Raw genomic sequence first — 26,756 nt, forward strand, 5'->3', positions numbered from 1 at the left:
CCGTTGTGGTGGCCGCCGCCCGTTCCTGGGCAGAACCGGCACTAACTCGTCGTACCGCCCGTACCCGGAATCCCGGTACCGCCGCCGGCCGACGGCACGGTCGGGACGGTGGTGATGACCGGCGGCTCGATGATGGTCGACTGCGACACCGTGGTCGGCGTCACCGGCGGCTGTGTGGTCTCCGGCGGCGTGGTCGGCTCGACGGTCGGCGGAACGCCGGTGTCCTGCGGGCCGGTCGTCGGCGGAGTGGTCGGTGCTGTCGTATCCGGAGCAGTGGTCACCGGCGGCTTGGTGCCCGACACCGACGGATCCACACCCATGATGGTGGGCGCGGTGCTGCCGCTGTCGCCGCCGACCCCACCCGGACGCGTGGTCTCGGGCGAACCCGGACGTGTCGTCTCGTTGGGCGCGGTGGCGTCGCTGCCCGGACGTGTGGTCTGCTCCAGCTGCGCGGCCGCCTCCGGCGACACCTTGCGTAGCTCGTCGAGCAGCTGCTGCCAGCGTTCCATCAGAACTTCGCGCTTGGCCGGATCGTCGACCTGGGTCGCGTTGGTCGACGCCTGCGCCAACCGGGCACGGGCACGTTCGGGATTGCCCTGCTCGATCAGCTCCTGCGCCGCGGCCAGATCGTCGTCGGCGCGCTGCACCACGGTCGACTGCGCCTGCTCGCTGAACACCACTTCCTTGACCCGCCACAGCGGATCACCGGGCTCGGCGTTATAAGAGAAGGCCGTCATACCGCCGAACACCAGCGCCAAGGCCGCAGCGGTGCCCGCGATCGGGCGCACCAGCCGCAGCCGGCCACCCGCCTTGGCACCGACCCGCGCCTGGCGCGCGCCGATTTCCTGATTGACCGCCGCGACCACCGTGTCGAGATCCGGAGCGTCCGGAATCGGTGGTGCGATGATCTCGGCCCGCCAGTCGGCCAGCAAAGCCGCCAGCTGGAACTCTTCGGTGCTGTCGGTCTGAACCGGCCCGTCGCTGGCGATGGCATCGATCAGCGCGTCGTCGCGGCGTACCGCCGCGATGTCCACCGGAGCGTTGTCGCCAGAGGACCCCTCGGCGTAGGGACCGCTGTCCCGCGATCCACGTCGCGCCCTCCAGTCACCCCGACCGCGCCCGCCATCCCTAGCCATACATTTCACCTGCCCTCGCCACTTGTGACTTCAATTTCGCGAGTGCCCGGTGCTGGGCTACTCGTATAGCTCCCGCCGTACTGCCCACGGCGGTCGCGGTTTCTTCTGCCGACAAACCCATGACCAAACGCAGGATCAGGATCTCTCGATGCTTTTCCGGAAGCGTGGCAAGCAAACGGTTCATCTGCCTGCTCGTTTCCGATTCGAGAGCGCGCTGCTCCGGCCCGTGGTCGGTGGATATGACATCTGGTACTTCGGCCATCGCCTCCGCCTTGTTACGTGAGGCGTTGCGATGAGCGTCGGCGACCTTGTGCGAAGCGATTCCGTAAACGAAGGCCATGAAAGGCCTGCCCTGGTCTTGATACCTGGGCAGAGCTGTCATGACCGCCAGACAGACCTCCTGCGCAACGTCATCCGCGGATAGCGATCCACGCTCCGCAGCTCCGATCCGTGCGCGGCAATAACGCATCACCAGCGGGCGGATCAACTCCAGTACCTGAGCTAGAGCGGATCTGTCGCCCTGCGCAGCGGCAGCGACGGCGAGGTCCAACTCTTCGCCCGTGTGCGTCATCGTCAGAGATTTTCCTGGCGTTACAAGTGGCACGGCCGGTATCGACCGATGCTTCCGCGGGTGTAGCGGAACGGATCTAACAATAGCGACACCCGTTGCCGAACCGGGCAACTGCGTCGTCAACCGGCCGCCGACCGGGGCCTATCGGGGGCCGGAAGATCGTCAGCCGGCGGCAGCCGGACGGAAGCGGCCACCGAGCTGTTCGATGGCGGCCGCGCATTCGGCCGCCTCGCGCTGTGCCGCAGTGCGATCGATGTCACGTGCGGCCACTCCGGATCGCAGCATGGCGCAGGCCCAGCGCAGCGGCAGCAGCCCGTGCTCACGGCAGTCGGCGGCGACGGTCTCGGCGAGCTCGCCTGCCCGGCCGGCGGAGCCGTTGGCGGCGGTCGCGGCGGCGAGCAGCAGTCGCGATTTCACCTGATGCCGCACCGACGGACCCTGTTCGGCGAGGGCGAGCGCCGCCTCGGCATGAGGTAGGGCCTCGGCGAAGCGTCCGGCCGCGAGGGCGGTCTCGGCACTCACCCAGCGCAGCCGGATCGCGAGCCGCAGCCGATCCGGGCCCGGCGCTTCGGCGGCCTCGCCGAGCACGGTGCGCACCCGGGCGAGCAGGTCGGCGGCGAGATCGGTGCGTCCGGTCCCGAGCGCGTCGGCGGCCAGCCCGGTCAGCGCGTCACAGGCGGCGTCGAGCCGGTCGGGCGCGTGCCGCGCCGACGAGCGGTCCTCCCCGGAAAGGCCGGGCAAGACGAGTGCCGCGGCGGCCCCGTCGTGCCGGGCGGCGACGGCATGCCAGCCCAGTTGACGCAGCAGTGAGCCGCGCGTGGACGCGGCGAGGGCGGCGAGCACCGGGTCGACCCGGTGTTCGGTCGACCCCCGCAGTTCGGCACGGGCGGCGGCATAGCGGCCCTGGCCACCGAGCACCACCGCGCGCAGCCAGGCTTCGCGCGCATCGCGGGCGGCCGGCAACTCGGTAGCGGACACTCCGGGGCGGGTGCCGAAAGCGGCGTCGGCGAGCAGCGCGGCGTGCGGGTCGTGGCGGGGAACCGGGACGAACACGGCCGCACTCTATCCCGGCCCGTTCCGCGACCACCGCCTGCGGCGTGGCAACGCGCCACACGAGCAACCGTTCAGCGTTCTTTTGCGCGCGAAGCATATGGAGAAACGAATGTGTCGGTGCGCGTCATGTTTCCATCAGGTAAAACTCGCCCCGGCAATCGGCCGGCGTGCACCCCTCGAATTCATATGCGTTTCGCGCAATTAACCCGCGCGCCCCGTTATCGCCATCTCCCCCTGCCTGGATCACACCCCCGGCGGAGCGCGCCCGCAACGCCGCGCGGGCGATGACGACTCCGCCATTGATCGTGCACACCGAAGACCACTGCCACCTGCACGGATTCGCCGATGCCGGAGACATGGGGGCGCACCGCCGTCAAGCCAACCGGCCATTATCGCCGGAAGGAACGTTAAAAGTAAACAGTGCCGAGGTTAAATTTGGCCGCTGAACATTTGAGAAACCGCTGCGCCGAACTATTGACGGAAATTCGCGGCGGGACCTAACGTAACTCATCGCCACGGACGGCGCCGCGCGAAATTGCAGCGACCATCATTGGCGGGCTCTCGGACGACACACGCCGCACCGTGGCCGGAATGTGCTCGGCCGGATCACTATCCGCGCCGGGAGAAGTTGCAGACCACCTGCTCGACAACGTCGACGAGCTCGCACCACGAGGAGTTCACACATGCCCATGCCCACCCACCTTCCCGGACCGAACGCCGATGTCTGGGATTGGCAGATGCGCGGATCCTGCCGCGGTGTGGACTCCGCGGTGTTCTTCCATCCCGACGGCGAGCGCGGCCGCGCCCGCACCGCGCGCGAGATGCGCGCCAAGGAGATCTGCCAGAGCTGCCCGGTGCTGATGCAGTGCCGCAGCCACGCCCTCAAAGTCAGCGAGCCCTACGGCATCTGGGGCGGCATGTCCGAGACCGAGCGGGAGATGCATGCCCGGCGCAATCGGCGCCGGATGGCGGTCTGAGTCGCCGCTGGTCACCCTCACACGTCGGCGTTCGCGACGGATTGCGAATCCCTTCCCATCCGCATCGCGCAGGGCGCCGAATTCCTAGCAACAACTGCTGACAGCACTATCGGTCGAGTCGCGCGCCGGCACACGGTCGTTCGGCTCGTACGCACGACAACGCCCGTCAGGCCCTCGGTCACCACCGAGTGCGCCTGTCGGCGTCGAAACGCACGCTGCCGCACAGGGCCCCTGCCGAGCGAATCCCATAGCGGCACGCTACGGTAGTGACCGATGACACAGAATGGAGCGTTGTGACAACGCGGCCGCCGGCCGCAGAGGGCGACTCGTTCCGTGGAGAAGCCTTTCCACTCAGTGTGGAATCTGCGGTCTCGGCACGCGCAGCTGAAAGCATCGAACTCGCCGCGCTTTTACATCGGTGTGGCCAGTCCGACCAGGAAGCCTTCGCCGAGCTCTACGACCGAACGTGTGCGCGCGTCTACGGTCTGGTGTTGCGCGTCCTCCATGACCCGGGCTATGCGGAGGAGACCGCTCAAGAGGTCTATCTCCAGGTCTGGCGAACGGCGGCGAGTTTCGATCCGGACAAGGGGTCGGCCGCCACCTGGCTGATGACGCTGGCACATCGCCGCGCCGTCGACCGGGTGCGGGCCGAGCAGGCCCATACCCAGCGCGAAGTCGCTTACGGGATACGGGTTCTCGGCAACGACTTCGACGAGGTCACCGAGGAGGTCGAGCGTAAATTCGAACAGCAGGCCGTCCTGGACAGCCTCGGTGCCCTCACCGAGACGCAACGGGAGGCCATCTCGCTCGCCTACTACGGCGGGCGAACCTACGCCGAGGTGGCCAGCCATCTGGGCGTAGGGTTACCGACCGTTAAGTCCCGTATTCGGGATGGATTGACACGACTGAAGAAAAGTTTGGGGGTGACGTGAGATGAACGAACGCCAGATCGATCTCGCGCACACCGTCGCGCTCGGATCGATCGACGACGAAGACCATCAAGCGGTACAAGAACTGCTCGACAGTGAAGACCCCGCTCGGCGTGCCGAGTTCATCACCGAGGTGCACCTCACCAGGGAGGCCCTCGGAGCGCTCGCCGCCGCGACGGCTGTTCAGCCGCCGGCGGCGCTGCGCGGGCGGCTGCTCACCGCGATCGCCGCGGAGCAGCCGCCGGTCGCTTCCTGACTTCTTCCCGGGGTCTCGCCCCGGATTCTCTTGCGGTGTCCCGCGTCCCGCGCTCGAACGGCCGAAAGACGAACGGACCGTTCACGTCCGCGGGGAACATGAACGGTCCGCTCGATCGACCCGAAGGCCGCGGCCTGCCCGTCAGTGGCTGTGGCCGTGCCCGTGATCGTCGCCCTCGTCGGCAGGCTTGTCGACGATCGCGCTCTCGGTGGTGAGCACCATTCGCGCCACCGACGCGGCGTTGATCACCGCCGAACGAGTCACCTTCACCGGATCGACGACGCCGTCGGTGAGCAGATCGCCGTAGCTGAGGGTGGCGGCGTTGAAGCCCTCCTTGCCCTCGGCGACCTTGCTGACCACGACCGAGCCGTCGACGCCCGCGTTGGTGGCGATCCAGAACAGCGGCGCGCGCAGCGCCTGGCGCACCACCTCGACACCGACCGCCTCGTCGCCGGACAGCGAGTCACGCAGCTCGACCAGCTTGGCACTGGCCTGCACCAGCGCGGTGCCGCCGCCGGGGACGATGCCCTCCTCGACCGCTGCCTTGGCCGCGCTGACCGCGTCCTCGACCCGGTACTTGCGTTCCTTGAGGGCGGTCTCGGTGGCCGCGCCGACCTTGATCACCGCGACGCCACCGGCCAGCTTGGCCAGCCGCTCCTCGAGCTTCTCCCGATCCCAATCGGAATCGGTCGCCTCGATCTCACGACGCAGCTGGGCGCCGCGGGCCGCGATGGCGTCGGGGGTACCCGCACCGTCGATGATGGTGGTGTCGTCCTTGGTGACGACGACGCGGCGGGCCTTGCCGAGCACCTCGAGTCCGGCCTCACGCAGCGTGATACCGAGGTCGGGGTTGACCACGGTGCCCGCGGTGACGACGGCGAGGTCGTCGAGGAAGGCCTTGCGACGGTCACCGAAGAACGGCGCCTTGACCGCGACGGCCTTGATCGTCTTGCGGATGGCGTTGACCACCAGGGTGGACAGCGCCTCGCCCTCGACGTCCTCGGCGATGATCAGCACCGGCTTGCCGGATTCGGCGATCTTCTCCAGCAGCGGCAGGAAATCGGGCAGCGAGCTGATCTTCTCCCGGTGCAGCAGGACGTAGGCGTCCTCGAACACGGCCTGCTGGGTGTCGGTGTCGGTGACGAAGTAGGGCGAGAGGTAGCCCTTGTCGAACTGGACACCCTCGGTGACCACGAGCTCGGTCTGCAGGGTCGAGGACTCCTCGACGGTGACCACGCCGTCCTTGCCGACCGTGGTCAGCGCCTTGCCGACCATCTCGCCGATCTCCTCGTCCCGCGAGGAGACGGTGGCGACCTGCGCGATGGCCTGCTCACCGGAGACCGGGGTGGCCTGCGCCAGCAGCGCCTCGGAGACGGCGTCGGCGGCCTTGGCGATACCGGAGCCGATCGCGATCGGGTTGGCGCCCGCGGCGATGTTCTTCAGTCCGGCGCGCACCAGGGCCTGGGCCAGCACGGTGGCGGTGGTGGTGCCGTCACCGGCGACATCGTTGGTCTTGGTGGCGACGCTCTTGACCAGCTGGGCGCCGAGGTTCTCGAACGGGTCCTCGAGATCGATGTCGCGCGCGATGGTGACACCGTCGTTGGTCACGGTCGGGCCACCGAACGCCTTGGCGAGCACGACGTGCCGGCCGCGCGGGCCGAGGGTGACCTTGACCGCGTCGGCGAGCTTGTCGACACCGCGCTCGAGAGCCCGGCGAGCCTTCTCGTCGAACTCGATCTGCTTTGCCATATGTGTTCGCTCCTGTGTTTCGGTGCGCTGTCACAGTGCGCGGAACGCACTCCGCCCCGGGGTCAGAAGTCGACACCGGGGCGGAACGCCAAGCGCAGCGATGACTTACTTGCTGACGACAGCCAGCACGTCGCGCGCGGACAGGATCAGGTATTCCTCACCCTGGTACTTGATCTCGGTGCCGCCGTACTTGCTGTAGATGACGGTGTCGCCCTCCTGGACATCCAGCGGGATGCGCTTCTCGCCATCCTCGTCCCACCGGCCGGGGCCGACGGCGACAACGGTGCCCTCCTGCGGCTTTTCCTTCGCCGTGTCCGGGATGACCAGGCCGGAGGCCGTCGTCGTCTCGGCCTCGTTGGCCTGGACGAGGATCTTGTCCTCGAGCGGCTTGATGTTCACGCTCGCCACGTTGAGCCCTCCACTTTCAGGGGATAACGGTCGTCCGGGACTGTTGTCCCGGACCATCGGTTCGGTCACGATGCCGACGCCTGCGCACGGCCCCGTCGTCGCGGGTGCCGGGACCTGCTCAGTAGTCGAACTGGCACTGGCACACACATCACACAGCGCCACTAGCACTCTATACATGAGAGTGCCAGCGCTCAAGGGCGGGCTGTGCCAATTCGCCGGATCGTCATCACAGTCATCGCCGCAGCGCAGGGCCGATCTATACATTCGGCACGCCCCCAGCTCCGAGGGCTTCCTATTACTTCACAAAATCTGTAACGTTCGGATAACGGATTGTGACAGTATGGACGACGGTCGCTGTGCGGCCGCCGGGTTCATCACGAACCGGCGTCCCCGCGGACGCCAGGCCGTCACGAACGATCCGGCCCAGCTGCACAGTAGAGCCAAGCAACACCTGATCCACGACCGTCCCCGCGCCCACCCGGCAACGAGACGGCCCGGATAGCGAACCCGGTTCGATCGTCATCCACGCGGTGCTCCGGGAGTCCATTCGAGATGGTCGCCCGACACCAGGACCATCCGCTCGAAGGGAGGTGAACATGCGAACATCCCTCGGTATCTCCGCCGGGAACGAGGTGGTGTGCTCGGCGCTCGTCGCCACCGCGGGCAACGGTGCCCAGAGCTTCGACTACCGCGTGGTGTCGGCCGACGCCCATTCCGATCTCGGCGATCTGGTCGCCTCGTCGATCGAGCTGATGACCACCCAGCTGCCGACGACCCACCCGCACGATACGGGCTACGCGGGCACCAAGGCCTTCGAACTGGACGCGGCGCTGAGCAGCCCGCCGACCGCCGTCGCGGTCGCCTACCGCAGCAAGTCCCAGGCCCAGGCCATCCGCTCGGCCACCGGCAAGCAGCACGAGCTCCAGCTGGTGCCCGAGGCCACCGCCGCACTCGCCTACCTACGCCACACCGGCCTCGTCGACCGGTACCGCACCGTCGCGCTGGTCGACTTCGGCGCGTCCGGGGTCACCGTCACCGTCGCCACCCAGGCCGACGGCACCGTGCTGCATTCGGCGCGCACCACAACCGTCAGCGGCAACGCCATCGACGAGCTGATCTACCACCATCTGGTCGACGCCCACTACGCCCGCCGCGGCACCCGCCCCAACCGGACCATGCTCACCAACCGGGGCCGCGCCGCCAAAGAGCACCTGTCCATCGCGCCCGCGGTCACCATCGACCACGTGGCCGGGCGCCCACTCAAGCTCACCCGCACCGACTTCGAAGAACTGATCGCCGATCAGTTGCGCGAACTGGCGGCGTTCACCGCGGTCACCTTCGGGCGCGCACCCGAACGTCCGGAAGCGGTCTGCGTGATCGGCGGCGGCGCCAATGTTCCCGCCGTGGTCGAGACCCTCCAGCACGAACTCGACATCCCGGTGCTCACGGTCCCGGATCCGGACGCCGTCATCGCCAAGGGCGCCGCGCTGGTCGCCGATGAGACCCAGCCCGCCGCGGGCTCGGTCGCCGCGCTCGCCTCGGATGCCCCGGTGGGCACGTTCACCAAGGTCGTCGGCACACTGGCCGGGGCGATCGTGGTGGTCGGCCTGGTCATCGGTTACGGGGTGAAGGCGCTCGCCCCGACCTCGGGCGAGGACGTCTCCCCGGCGGGCACCACCAGCAGCACCGAACTGCCGCCGACGATGACGTCCTACCCGCCCGCGATCCCAGGCAGCGCCACCACCGGCGGCGAGCGCGAGTCCCCCATCCGCCCCACCGGCACCACCGTCGCACCCAGCCCGAGCCCCGACCAGGTGCCCAGCACCACCGGCGCCGCGCCGAGCACACCGCGCAGTTCGTCCACGCAACCGACGCTGCGGCCGGACCCGAACCTGCCGTCGATCCCCTTCCCGGAGCTGCCCGAGCTGCTCGGCCCGCTGTTCCCGCCCAGCACCACCGCACCATCCGGTTCGGGGGCAGCTCCCGAGACGGGCCGCGAAGGCGCCGGCACAGAGCCGAGCACCAGCAGCACACCAACTCCGGGCACCGCGCCGACGACCGTTCGGCCGAGCGGCCCACCAGCTCAGGCTCCCGCGCAGGGCCGCGTGCCACTCCCCAGGCCCGGCACAGGGTCCTCGGACGGACAGCCGACGGCACCCGCGCACTGACGGGCCGGTTGTCGGCCGGCCCGCCCGGCCTGGCAGGCAGGTAACGGGCTCAGGACACCTGACTGACCGACACCGGCAGTCCGGGATCGGTCGCCACGGTCAGCGGCGAAGGTTGCGCACCACCCGCGATGACGTGGGCGCCCAGCGCCGCGATCATCACTCCGTTGTCGGTGCACAGCCGCGGCTTCGGCACCCGCAGCTCCAAACCGGCCGCCGCGCAACGCTCTTCGGCCAGCGAGCGGATCCGCGAATTGGCCGTCGCGCCGCCGCCGAGCACCAGCGTGCCGACGCCGACGTCCTGCGCGGCGCGCACCGCCTTCATGGTGAGCACGTCGGCGACCGCCTCCTGGAAAGAGGCCGCGATATCCGGGATCGGCAGATCCTCGACGGCGACCCCGTCGCGCTGAGCGGCCTCGACATAGCGGGCCACCGCGGTCTTCAACCCGGAGAACGAGAAGTCGTAGCGGGGATCGCGCGGGCCGGTCATGCCGCGCGGGAACGCGATGGCCTTCGGATCGCCGGAGGCGGCGGCCTTGTCGAGTGCGGGGCCGCCGGGGAATCCGAGGCCGAGCAATCGCGCGACCTTGTCGAACGCCTCGCCCGCGGCATCGTCGACGGTGCTGCCCAGCTCGACGATCGGCTCGGCCAGATCGGTGACGTGCAGCAGGTGCGTATGCCCGCCCGACACCAGCAGCGCCACGCACGGCGGCATCGGTCCGTGTTCGAGGGTGTCGACCGCGACATGCCCGCCGAGATGGTTGAGCGCGTAGAACGGCACATCCCAGGCCGCCGCGTACGCCTTGGCGGCGGCCACACCCACCAGCAGCGCACCGGCGAGACCGGGGCCGATGGTGACCGCGAGCGCGTCAGGGGCGACGATGCCCGCACTCGACAGCGCGCGCCGCATCGCGGGCACGATGGCCTCCAGATGCGCGCGCGAGGCGATCTCGGGCACCACACCGCCGAAGCGGGCATGCTGGTCGACGCTCGACGCGACCTCGTCGGCCAGCAGCTCACACGTGCCGTCCGGGTGGCGGCGCACGATGCCGACACCGGTTTCGTCGCAGGAGCTCTCGATACCCATGACGATCACGACAGCACCTCATCCGGTCGATTCGCCTCGCCCCACTGCGCGTTGGCCGAGGACAGCGCGGGCCTGCGCATGGTGTAGGCGTCGGCGCCGCTGGGGTGGTAGTAGTTCTTGCGCAGGCCGATGATGTGGAATCCGTGCTTGGCGTAGAGCGCGATGGCCGCGGCGTTGTCGGTGCGGACCTCGAGGAACACCGGCCCGCCGCGCAGTGCGGCCTCCGCGAGCAGCGCCTCGAGCAGTTTGGTGCCGATACCGGCGCGATGGCATTGCGGGTCGACGCCGATGGTGTGCACCTCGGCCTCGGGGTGTTCGTTGTCGCCGAGCAGCGCGATGCCCGCGTAGCCGACCATGCGGTCGTCCTCGTCACGCGCGGTGATGTAGCGGTTGTGCCCGGCCGCGAGTTCCGACCGGAACGACACCGCATGCCACGGATCGTCCTCGGGGAACAGCAGCTGCTCGAGTTCCACGCAGCGGTCGATATCGGCGACCGTCATCGGTTCGATGCGGATGCCCACGGCTACGCCCCTGTCCGATCGAGGGTGCGGTAGCTCTGCTCGACCGCGTCCGGCCTGCGCAAATACAGCGGGACCAGCGGTTCGGGCACCGCACGAGCCAGCACCTGCGGCGCCGCGACCCGGACCAGCCCGGCCGGGGACGGGGTCTCCACCGGAAGCACCGGCAGGTCGAACAGGTCGACGTGGGAGGCCGAGCCCGCGATGACGGTGGCCTTCTCGGTGTCCAGCTCGGCCGGTTTGCCGACCTCTGGACCCGCTACCCGGCGGCCGATGCCGCCGAGCGCCCACGGCACGTCCTCGCGGTAGCGCGCCGAATACACCTCGCGACGGCGGGCGTCGGTGACCACCAGCAGCTCCGCGCCGGGGGCCAGGTCACGGGCGCCGTCGGCGGCGATGGCGTCCAGGCTGCACACGCCGTACACCGGGATGCCGAGGGCGTCGCCGAAGGCCGCCGCGGTGGCCATGCCGACCCGTAATCCGGTGAACGGTCCGGGGCCGACGCCGACCACGACGGCCGCGATGTCGGTCCTGGATCGCCCTGCCTCGGTGAGGCATTCGAGGATCTGCGGGGTGAGCACCTCGGCGTGGGCGCGGGCGTCGACCCGCACCCGGACGGCGATGGTGCGCACGTCGGCCGGTGTCTGGGCACCGGCCGCGGACTGCTCCAATTCCACCAATCCCGCTGTAACGGCGGGCGTCGCGGTGTCGACAGCAAGTACAAGCATGATTGGCCCAACGATACCGGTTGGTCCCCACGCGCCGCGCAGCCATGAGGGTCGCGGCGCGCAGCCGTGTGCGCGGACCTCGCACGAGGTTGCCCACGTCACAGCCCTGCCGAGCATGCGCGGGCGGGCGAAACCACCGCTGCCGATGACTCGAGTAGGCCGCTAGCCCGCGTCGGGATCGTCGGTGCGCTCGATCCATTCCCAGGTCGCGACGCGCACATCCGATTCCGGTTCGCGGGCCAGCCGCACCCGCAGATGACGGTCGGTGAGGTGCTCGACGACCCCGCCGCCCCACTCGACGACGACCACCGCGTCGTGCAAATCGGTGTCGAGGTCGAGGGCGTCGAGCTCGTCCAGCCCGCCGCCGAGGCGGTAGGCGTCGACGTGCACCAGCGCCACCGGGGCCGCGCCACGGCGCTCTCCGGCGCGGTGCCTGCGCGCGATGATGAACGTCGGCGAGCTGACCCGTCCCTGCACGCCGAGTCCGTCGGCGATGCCTCGGGTCAGTGCGGTCTTGCCCGCGCCGAGCGGGCCGTCGAGCACCACCAGATCGCCCGCGACGAGGCCGGCGGCCAGTTCCCGGCCGAGCGCTTCGGTGTCGGCCACGGTGGGCAGGGTGCGGCGGTGTTCAGTCACCGGTCACCTCCGGTGTGTCGGTGACGACGCCGGCGCGCAGCAGCAGCCGGTCCAGCGCCGCGTCGACCAGGTCGGCGAATTGCAGCTGCGGCATGTGCGCGGCTTCCGGCAGCTCGACCAGTTCGGCGTCCGGCAGTTCACGCGCCAGCGCGCGGGAGTTGCGGAACGGGATCACCAGGTCGTGTTTGCCGCCCAGGATGAGCACCGGGATGTCGGCGAGCACCGGCAGCGCGGCCGACTCGTCGTGCAGTTCGATCGCCTTCAGGAACTTGACGATCGTCTCCACGGGAGTGCGGTCGATCATCAGGGTGGCGAACCGCGACAATGTCGGGCTCACCGAGCCGTGGAACGAGCTGACATGCAGGATCGGCGCGATCACATGCTTGGCCGTCATCCGCCCGGTCTGCACCAGCGCGGGCGCGGTGTGCACCGCCATCCGGAAGCCGTCGAGGGTGGGGTTGCGCAACAGCTGGCCCAGCCCCGCGCTGGCCACCTCGGCCGCCGCCGTCGACAGCAACGCGACCCCCGCGACCCGCTGCTCGAACAGCTGCGGGTACTGCGCCGCCGCGGCCAGGATCGCCATCCCGCCGAGCGAATGCCCGACCAGCACCAGCGGCCCGCCCGGTGCCTTCGCCTCGATGACGCGCACGAGATCGCGGCCGAGCTGACGGACCGTGCAACTGTCGGTCTCCGGCACACCCGAGCGCCCGTGCCCGCGCAGATCGAACAGCACCATCCGCACCTGCGGACCCCAGCGTTGCTCCAGATGACGACGCTGGAAGTGGAACGACTCCATGGTGTTGCAGAACCCGTGCACGAACACGACCGTGACGGGGGCATCGGCGGGACCGCATTCGCGGATGGCCAGCGGCACGCCGTCGTCGGCGAGGACCTCGTCGGCGGGATCGGAGTCGATCAGCGAGAAGTCCTCGCCCCGATAGGGATCCCGGCTCACCGGTACCAGTACCCGCGCCCCGGCCCGGCGCAACGCGTGCACCCCGGCCAAAGCCGCGACCAGGCCGGCGGTCGCCATACCGCCGCGCAGGACGGTCACTTTCCGTTTGGTCACCGCGGGCCGCCTCGGAATCGCCGGACCACCCGGCCCCTGGGCGAACACACCACTTCGTAGTGGATGGTCTCGAGCAGGTCGGCCCATTCCTGGGCGTGCGGTTGCCCGTTGTCACCGGCGCCGAACAGCACAGCGGTATCGCCCTCGGTGACGCCGTCGAGGTTCTCGCCGAGGTCGATGACCAGCTGATCCATACACACCCGCCCGATGCTCGGCCGGCGCGCGCCGCGCACCCAGACGTCGAACCGTCCGCCGAGCCTGCGCGAGACGCCGTCGGCGTAACCGGCGGGGATGAGCGCGACGGTGGTGTCGTGCGGGGCGATCCATTCATGCCCGTAGGAGACGCCCTCACCGGCGGCGACCTGTTTGATCAGCGAGACCTCGGCCTGGAAGGTCATAGCCGGGCGCAGCCCGAAATCGCCGAGTTCGGGGACCGGCGACAGGCCGTACACCGCGATGCCGGGGCGCACCATGTCGAAGGCGAGATCCGGGCGGGTCAGCGTGGCCGCCGAGTTGGCCAGGTGCGTGATCTCCGGTTCGAGGCCGTACTCCTTGGCGGTGGCGATGGCCTCGACGAAGCGGTCGCGCTGGACGTCGATGATCGGGTGGTGCGGCTCATCGGCGTGCGCGAGATGGGAGAAGATCGCGCGGAAGCGCACCACCTGCTCGTCGACCAGAGCCCGCAGCGCCGTGAGGACCTCGCGGTATTCGGTGACCGAGACGCCGTTGCGGTTGAGGCCGGTGTCGACCTTGAGGGTCAGGATCGCGGTGCGCCCGAGCCGCCGGGCCGCGGCCTCGACACCACGCAGCTGCGACAGCGACGACACGCCGATCTCGATATCGGCGGCGATCGCGGCACCGTAATCGGCGTCGGAGTTGTTGAGCCAGGTCAGGATCGGCGCGGTGATCCCGGCCTCGCGCAGCTGCACCGCTTCACCGATCGTGGTGACGCCGAGTTCGGCGGCGCCCGCCGCCAGCGCGGCCCGCCCGACCTCGACCGCGCCATGGTTGTAGCCATCGGCCTTCACCACGATCATCACCGTCGCCCCGCCGGCGTGTTCACGCAGGATCCGCACGTTATGAGCGATGGCATCCAGATCGACGACCGTCTCCACTTGCGCATTCACGATTCCCGATCCTGCCACCAACGCGGTCGTCCGGGGTGGGCGACCACCCTGGTCTTCGGCATCGGCAGGCTTGGGTCGAGCGGCAAGGGGCGCGGCGACCCACGGGGGCGCGGCCGGTGTCACAGCAGCGCGTCGCGGAGATCACAGCGATGACCGGAACTCCGCGTGCAGACCAGCAGGCTGTCGAGCGCCACGAAGCGAGAACATGCAGCGTGCCGATCGCAGGCCTCAGGTGCCGCAGCAATGGGGTCGCGGAGAACAGAGCGACGGAGGGAGTTTCGGAGCGCGGTCCGACGATCACTCGGCGAGTGCGCGAAGTGTGCGAATCGCGGGCCGCAGGTGATGCAGCAGCGGCGTCGCCGAGATCGGCGCGGCGGCCGGACCCTCGGCGGCGGCGAGGTTGGCGGCCAAGGCATGCACTCGCGCGGCCGCGGCCGCCGACCAGCCCGGTTCCCGGCCGGCGGCGAGCAGCGCACCGATCACACCGGACAACACGTCACCGGCGCCCGCCGTCGCTGCCCATGATCCGCCCGCCTCGTTCACCAGCACCGGTTTACCGGGTTCGGCGACCAACGTGGCGCGCCCCTTGAGCAGCACCGTCACGCCCCACGATGCGGCCAGTTCGCGGACCGCGGCGACGCGATCGGCGCCGAGCGGCTGCCCGGTGAGGCGGGCGAATTCGCCGGCGTGCGGGGTCAGCACGGTCGGTGCCGTGCGGTCGCGCACCATGGCGGGATGGTCGGCGAGCAGGGTCAGGCCGTCGGCGTCGACCACGACGGGCAGGTCGGTGGCCAGGATCTGGGCCATCCGGGCCCACGCGCCGTCGTCGGTGCCGGACCCGGGACCGAACACCCAGGACTGGACCCGCCCGGCCAACGCGACATTGCGCGCGGCCACCACCTCCGGGTAGTGGGCGAGCACCTCGTCCGCGCCGCTGCCCGCATAACGCACCATCCCGGAGGTCGCCGCCACGGCCGCCCCGGTACACAGCACGGCCGCACCCGGATACGCCGCACTGCCGGCACAGATACCGGTGACGCCCTGGCTGTACTTGTCATCGGCCGCGCCCGGTACCGGCCACTTCGCCCCGATCTCACGCGGTTCGAGGGCGACGAGATCGGGCTCGGGCAGCCGTAATCCGATGGGCACCAACTCGATTCGCCCGCACCGGTCCGCGGCCAGCGCATGCACGGGTTTATAGGCGCCGAAACTGACGGTCACCTGCGCCCGCACCGCCGGACCGTCGACGGCGCCGGTGTCCGGGTCGACGCCGCTCGGCAGATCCGCCGCCACGATCGGCGCCTCGATCCGCGACACGATCTCCGCCGCCCGCGGCCGCAACGAACCACGTCCGGAGATGCCGACGATGCCGTCGATCACCAGATCCGGCCGGCCGACGTCCGCCCACACCCGTCCGCCGGCTTTGCGCAGCGCCGCAAGCCCTTCCGCATGCGCGCGCTCCGGATTCAACAACACCGCGTCGACCACCACGCCGCGACGCCTCAGGAACGAACCCGTCCACAACGCGTCACCACCGTTATCGCCCGAGCCGACCAGCAGCGTCACCGACCGACCCGCGACACCACCGGTGCGGGCACGCAACTCCTGCGCGACGACGATCGCCAGCCCGTACGCCGCCCGCCGCATCGGCACCCCGGCCGCGACCCTGGTGAACAACTCCGCCTCGGCCGCCCGGACCGCGTCGACGGAGTAATAGCCCCGCTGCGAACACATCGCCACACGCACCTCCACTGGTTGCTCGGGCCGTGACCTCCGCAGACTACGCTTGATCATCATGCCTACGCCGCGTCGTCACGCCACCGTCATCGCCGCCGGATTCGTCGTCGCGGCGGCGCTACTGTCCGGCTGCGGCTCCGACGAGGAGGCCCCCGCCGGGCCGACGACCACCGCGACCTCGGCCGCCACCTCCGCCCCCGCCGCCGACGGTCAGGCCCAGACCTTCGTGGTCGACGTCGACGACATGACGTTCTCCCCCGCCGACCTCACCATCGCCGTCGGCGACACCGTCACCTGGAAGTTCTCCGACGACGTCGTGCACGGCGTGCAGGGCATCGGCGACAAGGCGATGGGCATCAACAGCCCGCTGTTCACCGAGGGCGAGTGGAGCCACACCTTCACGACCCCCGGCACGTTCCGCTACCTGTGCCCCATCCATCCGGAGATGCGCGGCACCATCACCGTGCGGTAGGCCCTCACACGGGACGATATTCGCAGCTGCTCGCACTGCCCGCGTTCAACGCTTCGACCGCCGAGACCAGCGGCGCCAGTTCGGGATTCGCGGCGGCCTGCTGAAGTGCGCTGGTCAACGCCGCGTCGTGGGTGGGCCGGGCCCGGTCGAGTAGTTCGAGACCGGCCGGGGTGACGTCGGTGTAGATGCCGCGGCGATCGTCAGGGCACAGGTATCGCTGCAACAGCCCGCGATCCTCCAGCCGGGAGACCAGCCGCGTCGTCGCACTCTGACTCAGCACGACCGCCTCGGCCACCTGATGCATCCGCAGGTGCCCGCCCGGCCCGTCGTGCTGCCGGGACAACACCACCAGCAGCGAGTACTCGCGCACGCTGAGCTCGTGGCCGGTCTGCAGAGCGCGTTCGATATGCGCCTCGATCCGGTCGTGCAGTAGCGACAGCGCGTACCAGCCATCGGCGAGGCCGGTGAGAGCGGCGTCGGCGGTCATGGATGGTCCTTCCCTCGGAACTCTGCCCCCAGGATAGATGACTTCCGAAATAGCCAGCGCTTGCAATTAAATGCACACGCAATTATTGTCAGCGCCTGTAAAGCTCGTAGACAACAGTGGAGGCGTTTCCATGCCGCTCGCCCTGCTCGCCCTGACCCTCGGGGCGTTCGCCATCGGCACAACCGAATTCATCGTGGTGGGGCTGCTGCCCGACATCGCGGCCGACTACACGGTGTCCATCCCCACCGCGGGCCTGCTCGTCACCGGCTACGCGCTCGGCGTCGTCGCCGGCGCGCCGGTGATGACCGGGCTCGGCACCCGCGTCTCCCGCAAACGCATGCTGCTCGGATCATTGCTGCTGCTGATCGCGGGAAATCTGCTGTCGGCCGTGGCACCGAGCTTCGCGCTCATGCTGACCGGACGGATCGTCGCCTCACTGGCGCACGGCGCGTTCTTCGGCATCGGCGCGGTGGTCGCGGGCAGTCTGGTCGCCGCCGATCGCAAGGCCGGTGCCATCGCCATCATGTTCACCGGTCTCACCGCAGCGACCGTCGTCGGCGTGCCGCTCGGCACCCTGCTCGGCCAGCAGTTCGGCTGGCGACTCACCTTCGCGCTGGTGGCCGTGATCGGTGTGATCGGACTCGTCGGCGTCGCCGCGCTGGTGCCCGACCAGCCGGCACCGCGCGATGCCCGGTTGCGTTCGGAATTCTCCGCCCTGGCCAATCCGCAGGTGCTGCTCGCCATGGCCATGACAGTGCTCGGTTTCGGTGGTGTGTTCGCCGCCATCACCTATCTCGCGCCGATGATGACCGAGGTCAGCGGCTACGCAGAAGGCTCGGTGACCTGGCTGCTGGTGCTGTTCGGCCTCGGCATGTTCGCAGGCAACCTGATCGGCGGCCGTTACGCCGACCGGCACCTCATGCCCATGCTGTACATCTCGCTCGGTCTGCTCGCGGCGGTGCTGGCGTTGTTCACCGTCACCGCGCACAGCAAGCCGCTGGCCGCCGTCACCGTCGTGTTGATCGGCGCGCTCGGTTTCGCCACCGTGCCGCCCTTGCAGAAGCGCGTCCTCGACCAGGCGGCCGGCGCACCGACCTTGGCCTCGGCGATCAATATCGGCGCGTTCAACCTGGGCAATGCGCTGGCCGCATGGCTCGGCGGTCTCGTGATCTCGGCCGGGCTCGGCTACACCGCCCCCAACTGGGTCGGCGCGCTGCTCGCCGCCAGCGCGCTGGGGTTGGCCGTCGTGTCGGCAAGGCTGGAACGTGGCGCCGCGCCGAACCGCCCCGGCCCGAGCACGGCCGATCCGGCCCCGATCGACAGCCAGGCCATGGCACCAGCCCGCTAGCACGCAGGCCTTACCCACCCGCACTCCACGCGACAGCCCCCGTCTCCGGGCACGAGAGACACATGAGCGAGAGGTCTACTCGCACGATGCTTCAGTCATGTAGCTCTCGACGCCCGCGAGCTCGGGCCCCGGTGGCGGAACGGACAACGACCCGGACCGATAGTGGTCCGGGTCGTTGTCTGTCGTTGGGCGATCTATTCGACGGTGACAGATTTGGCCAGGTTGCGCGGCTTGTCGACGTCGTACCCACGCGCCTGCGCCACCTCGGCGGCGAAGATCTGCAACGGAACCGTCGACAGCAGCGGCTGGAACAGCGTCGGCGCGGACGGGATCTCGATCAGATCGTCGGCGAACGGGCGCACCGTATCGTCGCCCTCCTCCGCGATGACGATCGTGCGCGCCCCACGCGCCTGGATCTCGCGGATATTGCTCAGCAGCTTCGAGTGCAGCACCGCGCGACCCTTCGGCGACGGCATCACCACGATCACCGGCAGCCCGTCCTCGATCAGTGCGATCGGACCGTGCTTGAGCTCACCCGCCGCGAAACCCTCCGCGTGCATGTACGCCAGCTCCTTGAGCTTGAGCGCACCTTCGAGCGCGACCGGGTAGCCGACGTGGCGGCCGAGGAACAGCACCGTCGGCACCTGCGCCAGCTCCCGCGCGATCGCTCGCACCTGCGGCGCCGTCTCCAGCACCCGCGACACCAGCTTCGGCATCGCCTCCAGCTCGGCGAACTCGCGCGCCACCTCGTCGGGGTATTTGGTGCCGCGCGCCTGCGCGAGAGCCAGCCCGACCAGGTAGTTGGCCGTCACCTGCGCCAGGAACGCCTTGGTCGAGGCGACGCCGATCTCCGGCCCGGCCCTGGTGTAGAGCACCGCATCGGATTCGCGCGGAATCTGCGCGCCGTTGGTATTGCAGATGGCCAGCACGCGCGCCTTCTGCTCCTTGGCGTGGCGCACCGCTTCCAGCGTGTCGGCGGTTTCGCCGGACTGCGAGACGGCCACCACCAGCGTGGAGCGGTCGAGCACCGGGTCGCGGTAGCGGAACTCACTGGCCAGCTCCACCTCGACGGGCAGCCTGGTCCAATGCTCGATCGCGTACTTGGCCAGCAGGCCCGAGTGGTAGGCGCTGCCGCAGGCCACGACGAACACCTTGTCGACGTCGCGCAGTTCCTGATCGGCCAGCCGCTGCTCGTCGAGCACGATCCGGCCGGAGCCCCCGTGGCTGGTGTCGAAATGCCCCATGAGCGTTTCGGCGACCGCGGCGGGCTGCTCCTCGATCTCCTTGAGCATGAAGTAGTCGTGCCCGCCCTTTTCGGCGGCGGCCAGATCCCAGTCGATGGTGAACGGCCGGGTGCGTGAACCCGCGTCGTTGCCGGCGAAGTCGGTGACCCGGTAGCTGTCGGCGGTGATCACCACCGCCTGGTCCTGGCCGAGTTCGACGGCCTCGCGGGTGTGTTCGATGAACGCCGTCACGTCCGAGGCGATGAACATCTCGCCCTTGCCGACACCCACGACCAGGGGGGTGGAGCGGCGCGCGGCAATGATCTTGTCCGGATGGTCGGCGTGAGTGAAGACCAGCGTGAACGCGCCCTCCAGGCGGCGCAGCACAGCCAGCGCGCTCGCCTCGAAATCACCCGCCGTCGGGCCCTCGGCGTAGGCGCGCGACACCAGATGCACCGCGACCTCGGTATCGGTATCGCTGCGCAACTCGACACCGGCCTCTTCGAGTTCACGACGCAGCGGCGCGAAATTCTCGATGATGCCGTTGTGCACCACCGCGACCGATCCCGCTTCGTCCCGATGCGGGTGCGCGTTGCGATCGGTCGGCGCGCCGTGCGTGGCCCAGCGGGTGTGCCCCATGCCGGTGCTGCCCGCGAACGCGCCCGCACCGGCTTCGCCCAGCTCAGCCTCCAGATTCGCGAGACGCCCGGCCTTGCGTTCCACCGCGATGGCGCCCGCTCCGTCGAGGATCGCGACGCCCGCCGAGTCGTATCCGCGATACTCCATGCGGCGCAACGCGTCGACGACGACGCCGAGAGCATCCCGGTACCCGACGTACCCCACGATTCCGCACATGGCTCACCAGAGTACTTATCGGATAACGTTCACGTCGTGTCGGCGTCTGTGAAATCCCTCCTGAGCACCCTGACCAGCCGCGGCCCGCACCGGGTGCTGCGCGGCAACCTGGCCATCGCGGGCCAGCCCGGCGTCGTGTACACCCCCGACTCGGGCCGCAACCTACCCGCCGTGGCGTTCGGCCACGGCTGGATGACCGGCTCCGACCACTACCGGTCGCTGCTGGAACACCTGGCGTCCTGGGGTTTCGTCACCGCCGCCCCCGACACCGAACGCGGCCCCATCCCCTCACACCTCGGCCTGGCCACCGACCTGCTCACCACCCTCGACATCTGCGCCGGCGTGCGCCTCGGTGACGGCGCGATCAGCGTCCACCCCGACAAGCTGGCCTTGGCAGGCCACGCCATGGGCGCGGGCGCCGCCGTCATCGCCGCCGCCCAGCGCCGGGTAGCCGCCGTAGCCGCCCTCTTCCCGGCCCCCACCGCCCCCGCCGCCGAATCCATCGCCGCCGACATCGACACCCCCGCCCTCATCCTCGCCGGCGCCACCGACCTGCGCTCCACCAACTCGAACGCCATCCCCCTGGCCGCAGCCTGGGGCGGCCCCATGCTCCTGCGCACCATCGACAAAGCCTCCGCCGACGGCCTCCCCGAAGGCCGCCGCCTGATGACCCTGCTCGGCGCAGGCAAACACGAACACAAAACCGCCCGAACCACCCGCGCCCTGCTCACCGGCTACCTACTCGCCACCGTCCAGGGCGACAAAACCTACTCGGCCTTCGCCGACCCCGAAGCCTCCATCCCCCACACCCACCTCATCGACCCCCACGCCGACGAGGTACCCGTCGAGAAGCCGAGCCCGGCCAAGCTGGGGCAGTTGGTCGCGTTGGTGCGGAAGTAGTCGGAGCGCGTCTTCTCCACGCCCGTATCGCGCAGCGGTCGGCCTTCACATCGCGCCACCTGCTAGGCCGAATCCGCCGCGGCGATCGCGCGGGTTACGCACACATCGCTCCACCCGCCCCAATTCGGATCCGAATCCGCCCCGCGGTCACACGGACGACAGATCGCCACCCACGAGTGGCACAGCAGCGTGGAGCTTCCCGGGTTTCACCGCGCTGATGTGCCCTCGTCACGTCTTCGCCCAGACGCCCCAGCTAGCTAAACCAACCAACTCTTCCGCTGGTAGTACTGCGCCTCTTCATCGTCCTCATCGACCGGGGCAACCACGTCCTTGCCTCGTCTCGCCGCCATCGACCGGGCAATCGCGTCGCGCTGCTCCTGGGCTTCGGCCTCGAGCCGCTCACGCTCTTCTGCTTCTGCTCGAGCTTTCTCTTCAGCTTCTGCGGCTTCAGCATCAGCCACTGCCATTGCCTGGAAAAGTTCCGCACTGCGGGCTTCGAGTCGGCTCTCGAGTTCTTCCTCATCCTCTCTGATCGCGGCTAAGCGTCGACGATGAGCTTCGAGGATCTGTTCGATTCTGTCATCGGTGTTACTCATGGCCACCCCACTTATATTCCGGGTCGATCACAACGGTCCAGCCTCCGAAAGCTCCGCGCCCGTATCGAATGGCTGCGCCGGCGGCACTTCGGGCACTGGTGGTACGAGCGGCGGCACCGGCTCCGGCACGGGCTCCACCTCGGGTTCGCTAGGCGGATAGTCCTGCGGCAGGTGCTCGTTATCCTCTGCCCGCTTCCCGCCTGATGCTCCCGGCGGGGGCACCGAGCCCTGTCCGGATCCCGGTTGCGCGCCGTCAGCCTGGCTGTCGGCCGGTGACGGTTCAACTTCATCAGATTTGTTCTGATCGGTTACGACCTCGGGAATGCCCTGTTCGTTCAGTTCAACCTTGTAATCAGTTGTTGTTCCGTCGGGTTCGGTGACGACCATCTTCAACTGACCGTCCGGCCCCATCTCGAGCTTCACTTGCTTGCCGGCGAGATCCAGACCATTGCCCTCATCCGGCTGTCCGTCGCCGTCCTTATCCGCGTCCGGCTTCCCGTCGCCATCCTTGTCATTGTCTGGCACGCCGTCACCATCTGCGTCTACCAGCCCAGTGGCAGCGGTCTGCAACTGCTCGATCGCGCCGGTGACGCCCTCGGTGATCGATCCGGCCAGGGAGCTCAGGCCATCGCCGACAGCCGAGGCGACGGTCGTGATGAGTGGCGACAATTCTGTGGCGACATCGGCCAGAGTCGCCAACCCGCTAAGGGCTGAATCGATTACCGATTCCTCGTCGGTGTCTTCCTCAGTCACCTCGCTCGGTGTACTCGGTGTACTCGGTGTACTCGGACTGGGACTGGGACTCGGGCTCGGACTCGGGCTCGGACTCGGGCTGGGAGCGGCCGGTTCCGAAGGCATCGGGTAGGCATCGGTATTCACCCGGCCGAGCAGATCCGCCAGTTCGCCGTATACCAGGCGAATGGAATCCTCAGTTGAGCGGCACAGCGCGTTGAAGCCGTCTACCTTGTTTTCCACGTGGGGCATAAAAATGTCACGCAACCATCGCTTTCGCTCTTCACGAGCCCCTTCTGTAAAACAGTGTTCAGCCTCATCGATAACTCGATCCAGGTCCTTTCGCCCCGTGTTACCGGGAAGATCTGGCCCATTTTCATTCCAGTAGGCATCGACGGTTTTGGCTTTATGGACGAGGATCGCCCTAAGTGCACCGTCGACCGCGACCAGCTTTTCCCGCACGCCGGCTACGGTTTCCTTGTCCAACTCAGCTCTGGCCACTTGCTGATTGAGCATGCTGTGGGCAGCGTCGCCAGCGTCACCCTGCCATACTTCAGCGACCGCGGTGAGTTGCACCTTTTGGTTCTCGAGCTCTCCCCCGACCACGGACATGACTCTGTCGAACTCGTCACCGATTCGCTGAAGGGTCTCGAGATCCATGCCACGTTCCCAGTCGTACTTCGCGTAAAGCGCTTCGACTGCGGGCATATCCGACCGGCCCATCCCGAACTTTTCGTGACAGGTTGCGTAACGTGCCAGGTACTCCTTGAAATACTGGAGGCCCGTTGCGCCGTCGTCCAGGATGTCCTGTGAAGTCGCGTTCTCCGCTGCGGTATATGTCATCGGACATCGCCCTCAGCCTGAGTCTTATCGATCACAGCGGGCCCGCTTCGGCCAGCTCAGCACCAGTGCTGCCTACAGGAGACGTGAGTTGAACGCCGGTAGCCTGGAACTTCTCGACGTTCCCATCTTCGGTGGTTGCGTATGTGCTTGCGTTTGAAGACATCAGCGACCCAGACTTGTCAATCGCGGTTTGCCAATTCTTCAACCAAGTGGCTATCCGGGCCAGCCCATCGTGAATCTTGGTCCCCTCGCTGGCATAGAGACGTCCCGCCTGTGCGGGCCCGAACTCGTGGCGTTCGATGTCTGTCGCTCGATTGCCCAGTACGCTCGCCGACGCTCGCAGGTTGGATCCGATCTGCTGCAGGGTAGTCGGATCGACCTTGACGGTTCCTGCCATGCGCACCCCTCCGTTCTGACCTCCCGGGCATCGCGGCTGCCCGGGATATATGTGCTGGCTACCTACTTCGACGCATGCCATGCCGGTTCGGTTCCATCAGACCTGACCCGATGCAGCCAGACCTTCATCCCGGGGAAATCTACTGGGCCCGGCAGGGCAGGGCCAAGCGCTGGCGAACGCCCCTACTTCTCCCCCAACCGCCCCTCATCGGTCTTCCTCCACTCCCCCGACCCATCCGGATTCCGGTGGTACTCCCACGCCGCGTAATCCCCGTCGTCCTCGACGATGGTGACGTGGTCGGCGTAGCCGTCGAGGTCGGTGTCGGTCCAGACGTGCATGCCGTCGTCGTCGGTGGTGGTGATGGTGTCGAGGATGCCGTCGCCGTTGATGTCCTGGGTGGGGCTGTTGAGTTCGACGGCGCCTAGGCCGTCCAGGGACGAGGATGCGTCGATGTCGGGCATATCCAGGCCGGGGAATTCACCCGAGCTGATCATGGCTCCTCCTGAAACGGGGCTCGTGTGGGGCGCGGTCACCAGCCGAATGGCGGACGGCTACATCCTGTCATCCGCGTGCGGTCGCCGTCGAGTGCGCCGGCGCCGCTGTTTGTTCGGCGACGAGCAGGCGGCGACCTCGCATCGGGCGCGGTTCGGCTGCACGAGCAAGCGGCCGCGCGGTGGTTCGCGCGGCCGCTGTTCAGAGGGCCGGGCAGACTACTCCTTCGGGATGATGATCCACAGCACCAGGTAGACCAGGAACTGCGGTCCGGGCAGCAGGCAGGACAACACGAAGGCCAGGCGGACGACGTTGGCGTTCCACCCGAAGTATTCGGCGATGCCGCCGCAGACTCCGGCGATCCACTTGTCGCTGGTGGAGCGGGTGAAACGGCGTGCGGGTGCGGTCATGGGAGCTCTCCTCGGTGTCGATCGCTTCCCCATCCACTGTCCGCGAATCCGGCCGCCGCGGCATCGGTCCGGGTACTGATTCCCACCCTGATTTCCGCAGGCCCCGGACTCAGGGTGTCCACCGACACACGGCACACTCGTGCAGGTGAGCACCACTCTGCACGCGCGCGGCCTGTCCGCCGAACACGGCGAACGCACCTTGTTCAGCGGCCTGGACCTGACGCTCGCGCCGGGCGATGTGATCGGTCTGGTCGGCGTGAACGGCGCGGGCAAGTCGACGTTGCTGCGCATGCTGGCCGACCGCAGGGCAGCGTCGGGATCCATCACGCTCAGCCCGCCGGACGCGACGATCGGCTACCTCGCGCAGGAACCCGAACGCATCCCCGGCGAGACGGTGCTCGAATTCCTCGGCCGCAGAACCGGCGTGACGGCCGCGCAGCAGACGATGGACGCCGCCGCGGAACGCCTGGCCGACGGTGGCGACGACGTATACTCGCCCGCCCTCGAGCATTGGCTCGCCCTGGGCGGCGCCGACCTGGATCAGCGCGCGCTGGAGGTGGCCGACGAGCTCGGCCTGGCCGACAGCCTGCCCAATGGCCTCGACACCCCGATGACGGGCCTGTCCGGCGGTCAGGCCGCGCGTGCGGGTTTGGCCTCGGTTTTGTTGTCCCGCTTCGACATTCTCCTGCTGGATGAACCGACCAATGACCTGGATCTGGACGGGTTGGCCCGCCTGGAGCAGTTCGTCACCGGTGTCCGGGTTCCGCTGATGGTGATCAGCCATGATCGAGAATTCCTGGCCCGCACGGTGAATCGGATCGTCGAATTGGATCTGCCGCAGCAACGCGTCGACGTTTATGACGGCGGCTACGAGGCTTTTCTCGCCGAACGCGAAATCGCCCGCAGGCACGCCCGCGAAGCCTTCGAAGAGTTCGCCGACACCAAGGCGAATCTCGAAGCCCGGGCGCAAATGCAACGCAACTGGCTCGAACACGGCGTCCGCAACGCGCGCCGGAAATCCCGCACCGACTCCGACAAGGCCGGCCGCAAGATGCGCGCGGAATCCACGGAGAAGCAGGCCGCCAAGGCCAGGCAGACCCAGCGCCGCATCGAACGACTCGAGGTGGTCGAGGAGCCGCGTAAGGAGTGGGAGCTGCGGATGACGATCGCCGCCGCACCACGCAGCGGCGCGGTGGTCGCCACCCTGTCCGAGGCGACGGTACAGCGCGGAGATTTCCGGCTCGGCCCGATCACCACGCAGATCGATTGGGCCGACCGCATCGTGCTCACCGGCGCGAACGGCGCGGGCAAGTCGACGCTGATCGCCCTGCTGCTCGGAAAGTTGCTCCCGGACAGCGGAACCGCGTCGCTCGGTTCGGGCGTCGAAATCGGCGAGGTCGACCAAGCCCGCGGCCTGTTCCGCGGTGAGTCGCCCCTCGCGCACACCTTCGGCACCGAAATGCCCGACTGGCCCGACGCCGACGTCCGCACCCTCCTCGCCAAATTCGGCCTCCGCGGCCCACACGTCCAGCGCCCCTGCGAAACCCTGTCCCCCGGCGAACGCACCCGAGCCGCCCTCGCCCTGCTCCAGGCCCGCGGCGTCAACCTGCTCGTCCTCGACGAACCCACCAACCACCTCGACCTCCCCGCCATCGAACAGCTCGAGCAGGCCATCGACTCCTTCACCGGCACCATGCTGCTGGTCACCCACGACCGCCGCATGCTCGACTCGGTCCGCGCCACCCGCCGCTGGCATCTGGCCGAGGGCCGGTTGACCGAGCAGTGAGGCGGCCACCCGGGCTGCCGACCGATGACACACGTCCTAGTATCGACCCGGTTGACCGATCGGACGGGG

27 protein-coding genes are annotated in these 26,756 nt (G+C 68.7%); 8 read left to right on the plus strand and 19 right to left on the minus strand.

The window, feature by feature from the left end:
• Nucleotides 1–41 precede the first annotated feature (41 nt).
• The 3 genes from FEK34_RS00955 to FEK34_RS00965 all read right to left on the minus strand — a co-directional run bounded on the left by FEK34_RS00955 (nt 42) and on the right by FEK34_RS00965 (nt 2,760).
• Nucleotides 42–1,034 carry an anti-sigma-D factor RsdA gene (locus tag FEK34_RS00955; RefSeq protein ID WP_249358730.1) on the minus strand — a complete coding sequence of 331 codons (993 nt, stop codon included), beginning with the start codon at nt 1,032–1,034 and terminating at the stop codon, nt 42–44.
• A 94-nt stretch (nt 1,035–1,128) separates the two neighbouring features.
• Nucleotides 1,129–1,707, minus strand: coding sequence for a sigma-70 family RNA polymerase sigma factor (locus tag FEK34_RS00960; protein WP_036533448.1), 579 nt, complete (start codon nt 1,705–1,707; stop codon nt 1,129–1,131).
• Between the two features lie 162 nt (nt 1,708–1,869).
• The gene (locus FEK34_RS00965) at nt 1,870–2,760 is read right to left on the minus strand and encodes a hypothetical protein (RefSeq protein ID WP_138445984.1); all 891 of its coding nucleotides are present in this window, start codon (nt 2,758–2,760) and stop codon (nt 1,870–1,872) included.
• Between the two features lie 683 nt (nt 2,761–3,443).
• On the opposite strand from FEK34_RS00965, the gene FEK34_RS00970 reads away from it, so the two are divergent.
• The 3 genes from FEK34_RS00970 (at nt 3,444) to FEK34_RS00980 (ending at nt 4,922) form a co-directional block, all read left to right on the plus strand.
• A complete protein-coding gene (locus tag FEK34_RS00970) occupies nt 3,444–3,737 on the plus strand; it encodes a WhiB family transcriptional regulator (protein WP_138445985.1) in 294 nt (97 codons plus the stop codon).
• Nucleotides 3,738–4,093: 356 nt separating this feature from the next.
• Nucleotides 4,094–4,669: a sigma-70 family RNA polymerase sigma factor gene (locus FEK34_RS00975; protein ID WP_036533445.1), complete on the plus strand. Its 576-nt coding sequence runs from the start codon at nt 4,094–4,096 to the stop codon at nt 4,667–4,669.
• 1 nt (nt 4,670) lies between these two features.
• Nucleotides 4,671–4,922 carry an RskA family anti-sigma factor gene (locus tag FEK34_RS00980; RefSeq protein WP_104362060.1) on the plus strand — a complete coding sequence of 84 codons (252 nt, stop codon included), beginning with the start codon at nt 4,671–4,673 and terminating at the stop codon, nt 4,920–4,922.
• A gap of 141 nt (nt 4,923–5,063) precedes the next feature.
• Here the strand turns inward: FEK34_RS00980 and groL are convergent, their stop codons facing one another.
• The gene (gene groL / locus FEK34_RS00985; protein WP_138445986.1) at nt 5,064–6,671 is read right to left on the minus strand and encodes a chaperonin GroEL; all 1,608 of its coding nucleotides are present in this window, start codon (nt 6,669–6,671) and stop codon (nt 5,064–5,066) included.
• Between the two features lie 105 nt (nt 6,672–6,776).
• Nucleotides 6,777–7,079 (minus strand): co-chaperone GroES, encoded by a 303-nt coding sequence (gene groES, locus FEK34_RS00990; RefSeq protein ID WP_014349218.1) that lies wholly within the window; start codon nt 7,077–7,079, stop codon nt 6,777–6,779.
• A gap of 596 nt (nt 7,080–7,675) precedes the next feature.
• Between groES and FEK34_RS00995 the strand changes: the two genes are divergently transcribed.
• Nucleotides 7,676–9,247 carry an Hsp70 family protein gene (locus FEK34_RS00995; protein WP_138445987.1) on the plus strand — a complete coding sequence of 524 codons (1,572 nt, stop codon included), beginning with the start codon at nt 7,676–7,678 and terminating at the stop codon, nt 9,245–9,247.
• Between the two features lie 49 nt (nt 9,248–9,296).
• Here the strand turns inward: FEK34_RS00995 and tsaD are convergent, their stop codons facing one another.
• The 7 genes from tsaD to FEK34_RS01030 form a co-directional block, all read right to left on the minus strand.
• The gene (gene tsaD / locus FEK34_RS01000) at nt 9,297–10,340 is read right to left on the minus strand and encodes a tRNA (adenosine(37)-N6)-threonylcarbamoyltransferase complex transferase subunit TsaD (protein ID WP_138445988.1); all 1,044 of its coding nucleotides are present in this window, start codon (nt 10,338–10,340) and stop codon (nt 9,297–9,299) included.
• Complete coding sequence (gene rimI / locus FEK34_RS01005) at nt 10,337–10,852, minus strand: ribosomal protein S18-alanine N-acetyltransferase (protein ID WP_138445989.1); 516 nt, start codon at nt 10,850–10,852, stop codon at nt 10,337–10,339. Before rimI ends, tsaD begins: the two co-directional genes overlap by 4 nt.
• Nucleotides 10,853–10,854: 2 nt before the next feature.
• Nucleotides 10,855–11,577, minus strand: a complete 723-nt coding sequence (gene tsaB / locus FEK34_RS01010) for a tRNA (adenosine(37)-N6)-threonylcarbamoyltransferase complex dimerization subunit type 1 TsaB (protein ID WP_138445990.1) — start codon at nt 11,575–11,577, stop codon at nt 10,855–10,857.
• 162 nt (nt 11,578–11,739) lie between these two features.
• Complete coding sequence (tsaE, locus tag FEK34_RS01015) at nt 11,740–12,213, minus strand: tRNA (adenosine(37)-N6)-threonylcarbamoyltransferase complex ATPase subunit type 1 TsaE (protein ID WP_138445991.1); 474 nt, start codon at nt 12,211–12,213, stop codon at nt 11,740–11,742.
• Nucleotides 12,206–13,282 (minus strand): alpha/beta fold hydrolase, encoded by a 1,077-nt coding sequence (locus FEK34_RS01020; protein WP_138445992.1) that lies wholly within the window; start codon nt 13,280–13,282, stop codon nt 12,206–12,208. Before FEK34_RS01020 ends, tsaE begins: the two co-directional genes overlap by 8 nt.
• Entirely contained in the window at nt 13,279–14,409 is a 1,131-nt protein-coding gene (gene alr, locus FEK34_RS01025; RefSeq protein ID WP_349292399.1) for an alanine racemase, read from the minus strand. The genes FEK34_RS01020 and alr overlap by 4 nt, the downstream gene beginning before the upstream one ends.
• Before the next feature lie 297 nt (nt 14,410–14,706).
• Nucleotides 14,707–16,143 (minus strand): NAD(P)H-hydrate dehydratase, encoded by a 1,437-nt coding sequence (locus FEK34_RS01030; RefSeq protein WP_138445994.1) that lies wholly within the window; start codon nt 16,141–16,143, stop codon nt 14,707–14,709.
• Nucleotides 16,144–16,204: 61 nt separating this feature from the next.
• Between FEK34_RS01030 and FEK34_RS01035 the strand changes: the two genes are divergently transcribed.
• Nucleotides 16,205–16,618 carry a plastocyanin/azurin family copper-binding protein gene (locus tag FEK34_RS01035; protein ID WP_249358731.1) on the plus strand — a complete coding sequence of 138 codons (414 nt, stop codon included), beginning with the start codon at nt 16,205–16,207 and terminating at the stop codon, nt 16,616–16,618.
• A gap of 4 nt (nt 16,619–16,622) precedes the next feature.
• Here FEK34_RS01035 and FEK34_RS01040 read toward each other — a convergent pair whose 3' ends face one another.
• Complete coding sequence (locus FEK34_RS01040; RefSeq protein WP_138445996.1) at nt 16,623–17,105, minus strand: MarR family winged helix-turn-helix transcriptional regulator; 483 nt, start codon at nt 17,103–17,105, stop codon at nt 16,623–16,625.
• Nucleotides 17,106–17,235: 130 nt separating this feature from the next.
• On the opposite strand from FEK34_RS01040, the gene FEK34_RS01045 reads away from it, so the two are divergent.
• Entirely contained in the window at nt 17,236–18,453 is a 1,218-nt protein-coding gene (locus tag FEK34_RS01045; RefSeq protein ID WP_138445997.1) for an MFS transporter, read from the plus strand.
• Nucleotides 18,454–18,647: 194 nt separating this feature from the next.
• Here the strand turns inward: FEK34_RS01045 and glmS are convergent, their stop codons facing one another.
• On the minus strand, nt 18,648–20,531 hold the full coding sequence (gene glmS / locus FEK34_RS01050) for a glutamine--fructose-6-phosphate transaminase (isomerizing) (RefSeq protein ID WP_138445998.1): 1,884 nt from the start codon (nt 20,529–20,531) through the stop codon (nt 18,648–18,650).
• A gap of 36 nt (nt 20,532–20,567) precedes the next feature.
• On the opposite strand from glmS, the gene FEK34_RS01055 reads away from it, so the two are divergent.
• Nucleotides 20,568–21,431: a chlorophyllase/cutinase-like alpha/beta fold protein gene (locus FEK34_RS01055; protein ID WP_138445999.1), complete on the plus strand. Its 864-nt coding sequence runs from the start codon at nt 20,568–20,570 to the stop codon at nt 21,429–21,431.
• Between the two features lie 257 nt (nt 21,432–21,688).
• Here the strand turns inward: FEK34_RS01055 and FEK34_RS01060 are convergent, their stop codons facing one another.
• The 5 genes from FEK34_RS01060 to FEK34_RS01080 all read right to left on the minus strand — a co-directional run bounded on the left by FEK34_RS01060 (nt 21,689) and on the right by FEK34_RS01080 (nt 24,901).
• On the minus strand, nt 21,689–22,027 hold the full coding sequence (locus FEK34_RS01060; RefSeq protein ID WP_138446000.1) for a hypothetical protein: 339 nt from the start codon (nt 22,025–22,027) through the stop codon (nt 21,689–21,691).
• Between the two features lie 27 nt (nt 22,028–22,054).
• On the minus strand, nt 22,055–23,602 hold the full coding sequence (locus FEK34_RS01065; RefSeq protein WP_138446001.1) for a hypothetical protein: 1,548 nt from the start codon (nt 23,600–23,602) through the stop codon (nt 22,055–22,057).
• 31 nt (nt 23,603–23,633) lie between these two features.
• Entirely contained in the window at nt 23,634–23,999 is a 366-nt protein-coding gene (locus tag FEK34_RS01070) for a hypothetical protein (protein ID WP_138446002.1), read from the minus strand.
• Between the two features lie 182 nt (nt 24,000–24,181).
• The gene (locus tag FEK34_RS01075; RefSeq protein WP_138446003.1) at nt 24,182–24,493 is read right to left on the minus strand and encodes a DUF6802 family protein; all 312 of its coding nucleotides are present in this window, start codon (nt 24,491–24,493) and stop codon (nt 24,182–24,184) included.
• 216 nt (nt 24,494–24,709) lie between these two features.
• On the minus strand, nt 24,710–24,901 hold the full coding sequence (locus FEK34_RS01080; RefSeq protein WP_138446004.1) for a PspC domain-containing protein: 192 nt from the start codon (nt 24,899–24,901) through the stop codon (nt 24,710–24,712).
• 145 nt (nt 24,902–25,046) lie between these two features.
• On the opposite strand from FEK34_RS01080, the gene FEK34_RS01085 reads away from it, so the two are divergent.
• Complete coding sequence (locus FEK34_RS01085) at nt 25,047–26,687, plus strand: ABC-F family ATP-binding cassette domain-containing protein (RefSeq protein ID WP_138446005.1); 1,641 nt, start codon at nt 25,047–25,049, stop codon at nt 26,685–26,687.
• The last annotated feature ends 69 nt before the right edge of the window (nt 26,688–26,756 follow it).

The sequence above is a fragment of the Nocardia cyriacigeorgica genome, from assembly GCF_005863245.1.
GTDB lineage: Bacteria > Actinomycetota > Actinomycetes > Mycobacteriales > Mycobacteriaceae > Nocardia > Nocardia cyriacigeorgica_C.

Excerpts from the sequence above, each read along its gene's own strand:
- glmS (WP_138445998.1), bottom strand. The coding sequence starts at position 20,531 with ATGTGCGGAATCGTGGGGTACGTCGGGTACCGGGATGCTCTCGGCGTC.
- FEK34_RS01080 (WP_138446004.1), bottom strand. The coding sequence starts at position 24,901 with ATGACCGCACCCGCACGCCGTTTCACCCGCTCCACCAGCGACAAGTGG.
- groL (WP_138445986.1), bottom strand. The coding sequence starts at position 6,671 with ATGGCAAAGCAGATCGAGTTCGACGAGAAGGCTCGCCGGGCTCTCGAG.
- FEK34_RS00995 (WP_138445987.1), top strand. The coding sequence starts at position 7,676 with ATGCGAACATCCCTCGGTATCTCCGCCGGGAACGAGGTGGTGTGCTCG.
- FEK34_RS01045 (WP_138445997.1), top strand. The coding sequence starts at position 17,236 with ATGCCGCTCGCCCTGCTCGCCCTGACCCTCGGGGCGTTCGCCATCGGC.
- FEK34_RS01075 (WP_138446003.1), bottom strand. The coding sequence starts at position 24,493 with ATGATCAGCTCGGGTGAATTCCCCGGCCTGGATATGCCCGACATCGAC.
- tsaB (WP_138445990.1), bottom strand. The coding sequence starts at position 11,577 with ATGCTTGTACTTGCTGTCGACACCGCGACGCCCGCCGTTACAGCGGGA.
- FEK34_RS01060 (WP_138446000.1), bottom strand. The coding sequence starts at position 22,027 with ATGAGTAACACCGATGACAGAATCGAACAGATCCTCGAAGCTCATCGT.
- FEK34_RS01030 (WP_138445994.1), bottom strand. The coding sequence starts at position 16,143 with ATGTGTTCGCAGCGGGGCTATTACTCCGTCGACGCGGTCCGGGCGGCC.
- FEK34_RS00980 (WP_104362060.1), top strand. The coding sequence starts at position 4,671 with ATGAACGAACGCCAGATCGATCTCGCGCACACCGTCGCGCTCGGATCG.
- FEK34_RS00960 (WP_036533448.1), bottom strand. The coding sequence starts at position 1,707 with ATGACGCACACGGGCGAAGAGTTGGACCTCGCCGTCGCTGCCGCTGCG.
- FEK34_RS01065 (WP_138446001.1), bottom strand. The coding sequence starts at position 23,602 with ATGACATATACCGCAGCGGAGAACGCGACTTCACAGGACATCCTGGAC.
- FEK34_RS01040 (WP_138445996.1), bottom strand. The coding sequence starts at position 17,105 with ATGACCGCCGACGCCGCTCTCACCGGCCTCGCCGATGGCTGGTACGCG.
- FEK34_RS00970 (WP_138445985.1), top strand. The coding sequence starts at position 3,444 with ATGCCCATGCCCACCCACCTTCCCGGACCGAACGCCGATGTCTGGGAT.
- FEK34_RS01035 (WP_249358731.1), top strand. The coding sequence starts at position 16,205 with ATGCCTACGCCGCGTCGTCACGCCACCGTCATCGCCGCCGGATTCGTC.
- FEK34_RS01070 (WP_138446002.1), bottom strand. The coding sequence starts at position 23,999 with ATGGCAGGAACCGTCAAGGTCGATCCGACTACCCTGCAGCAGATCGGA.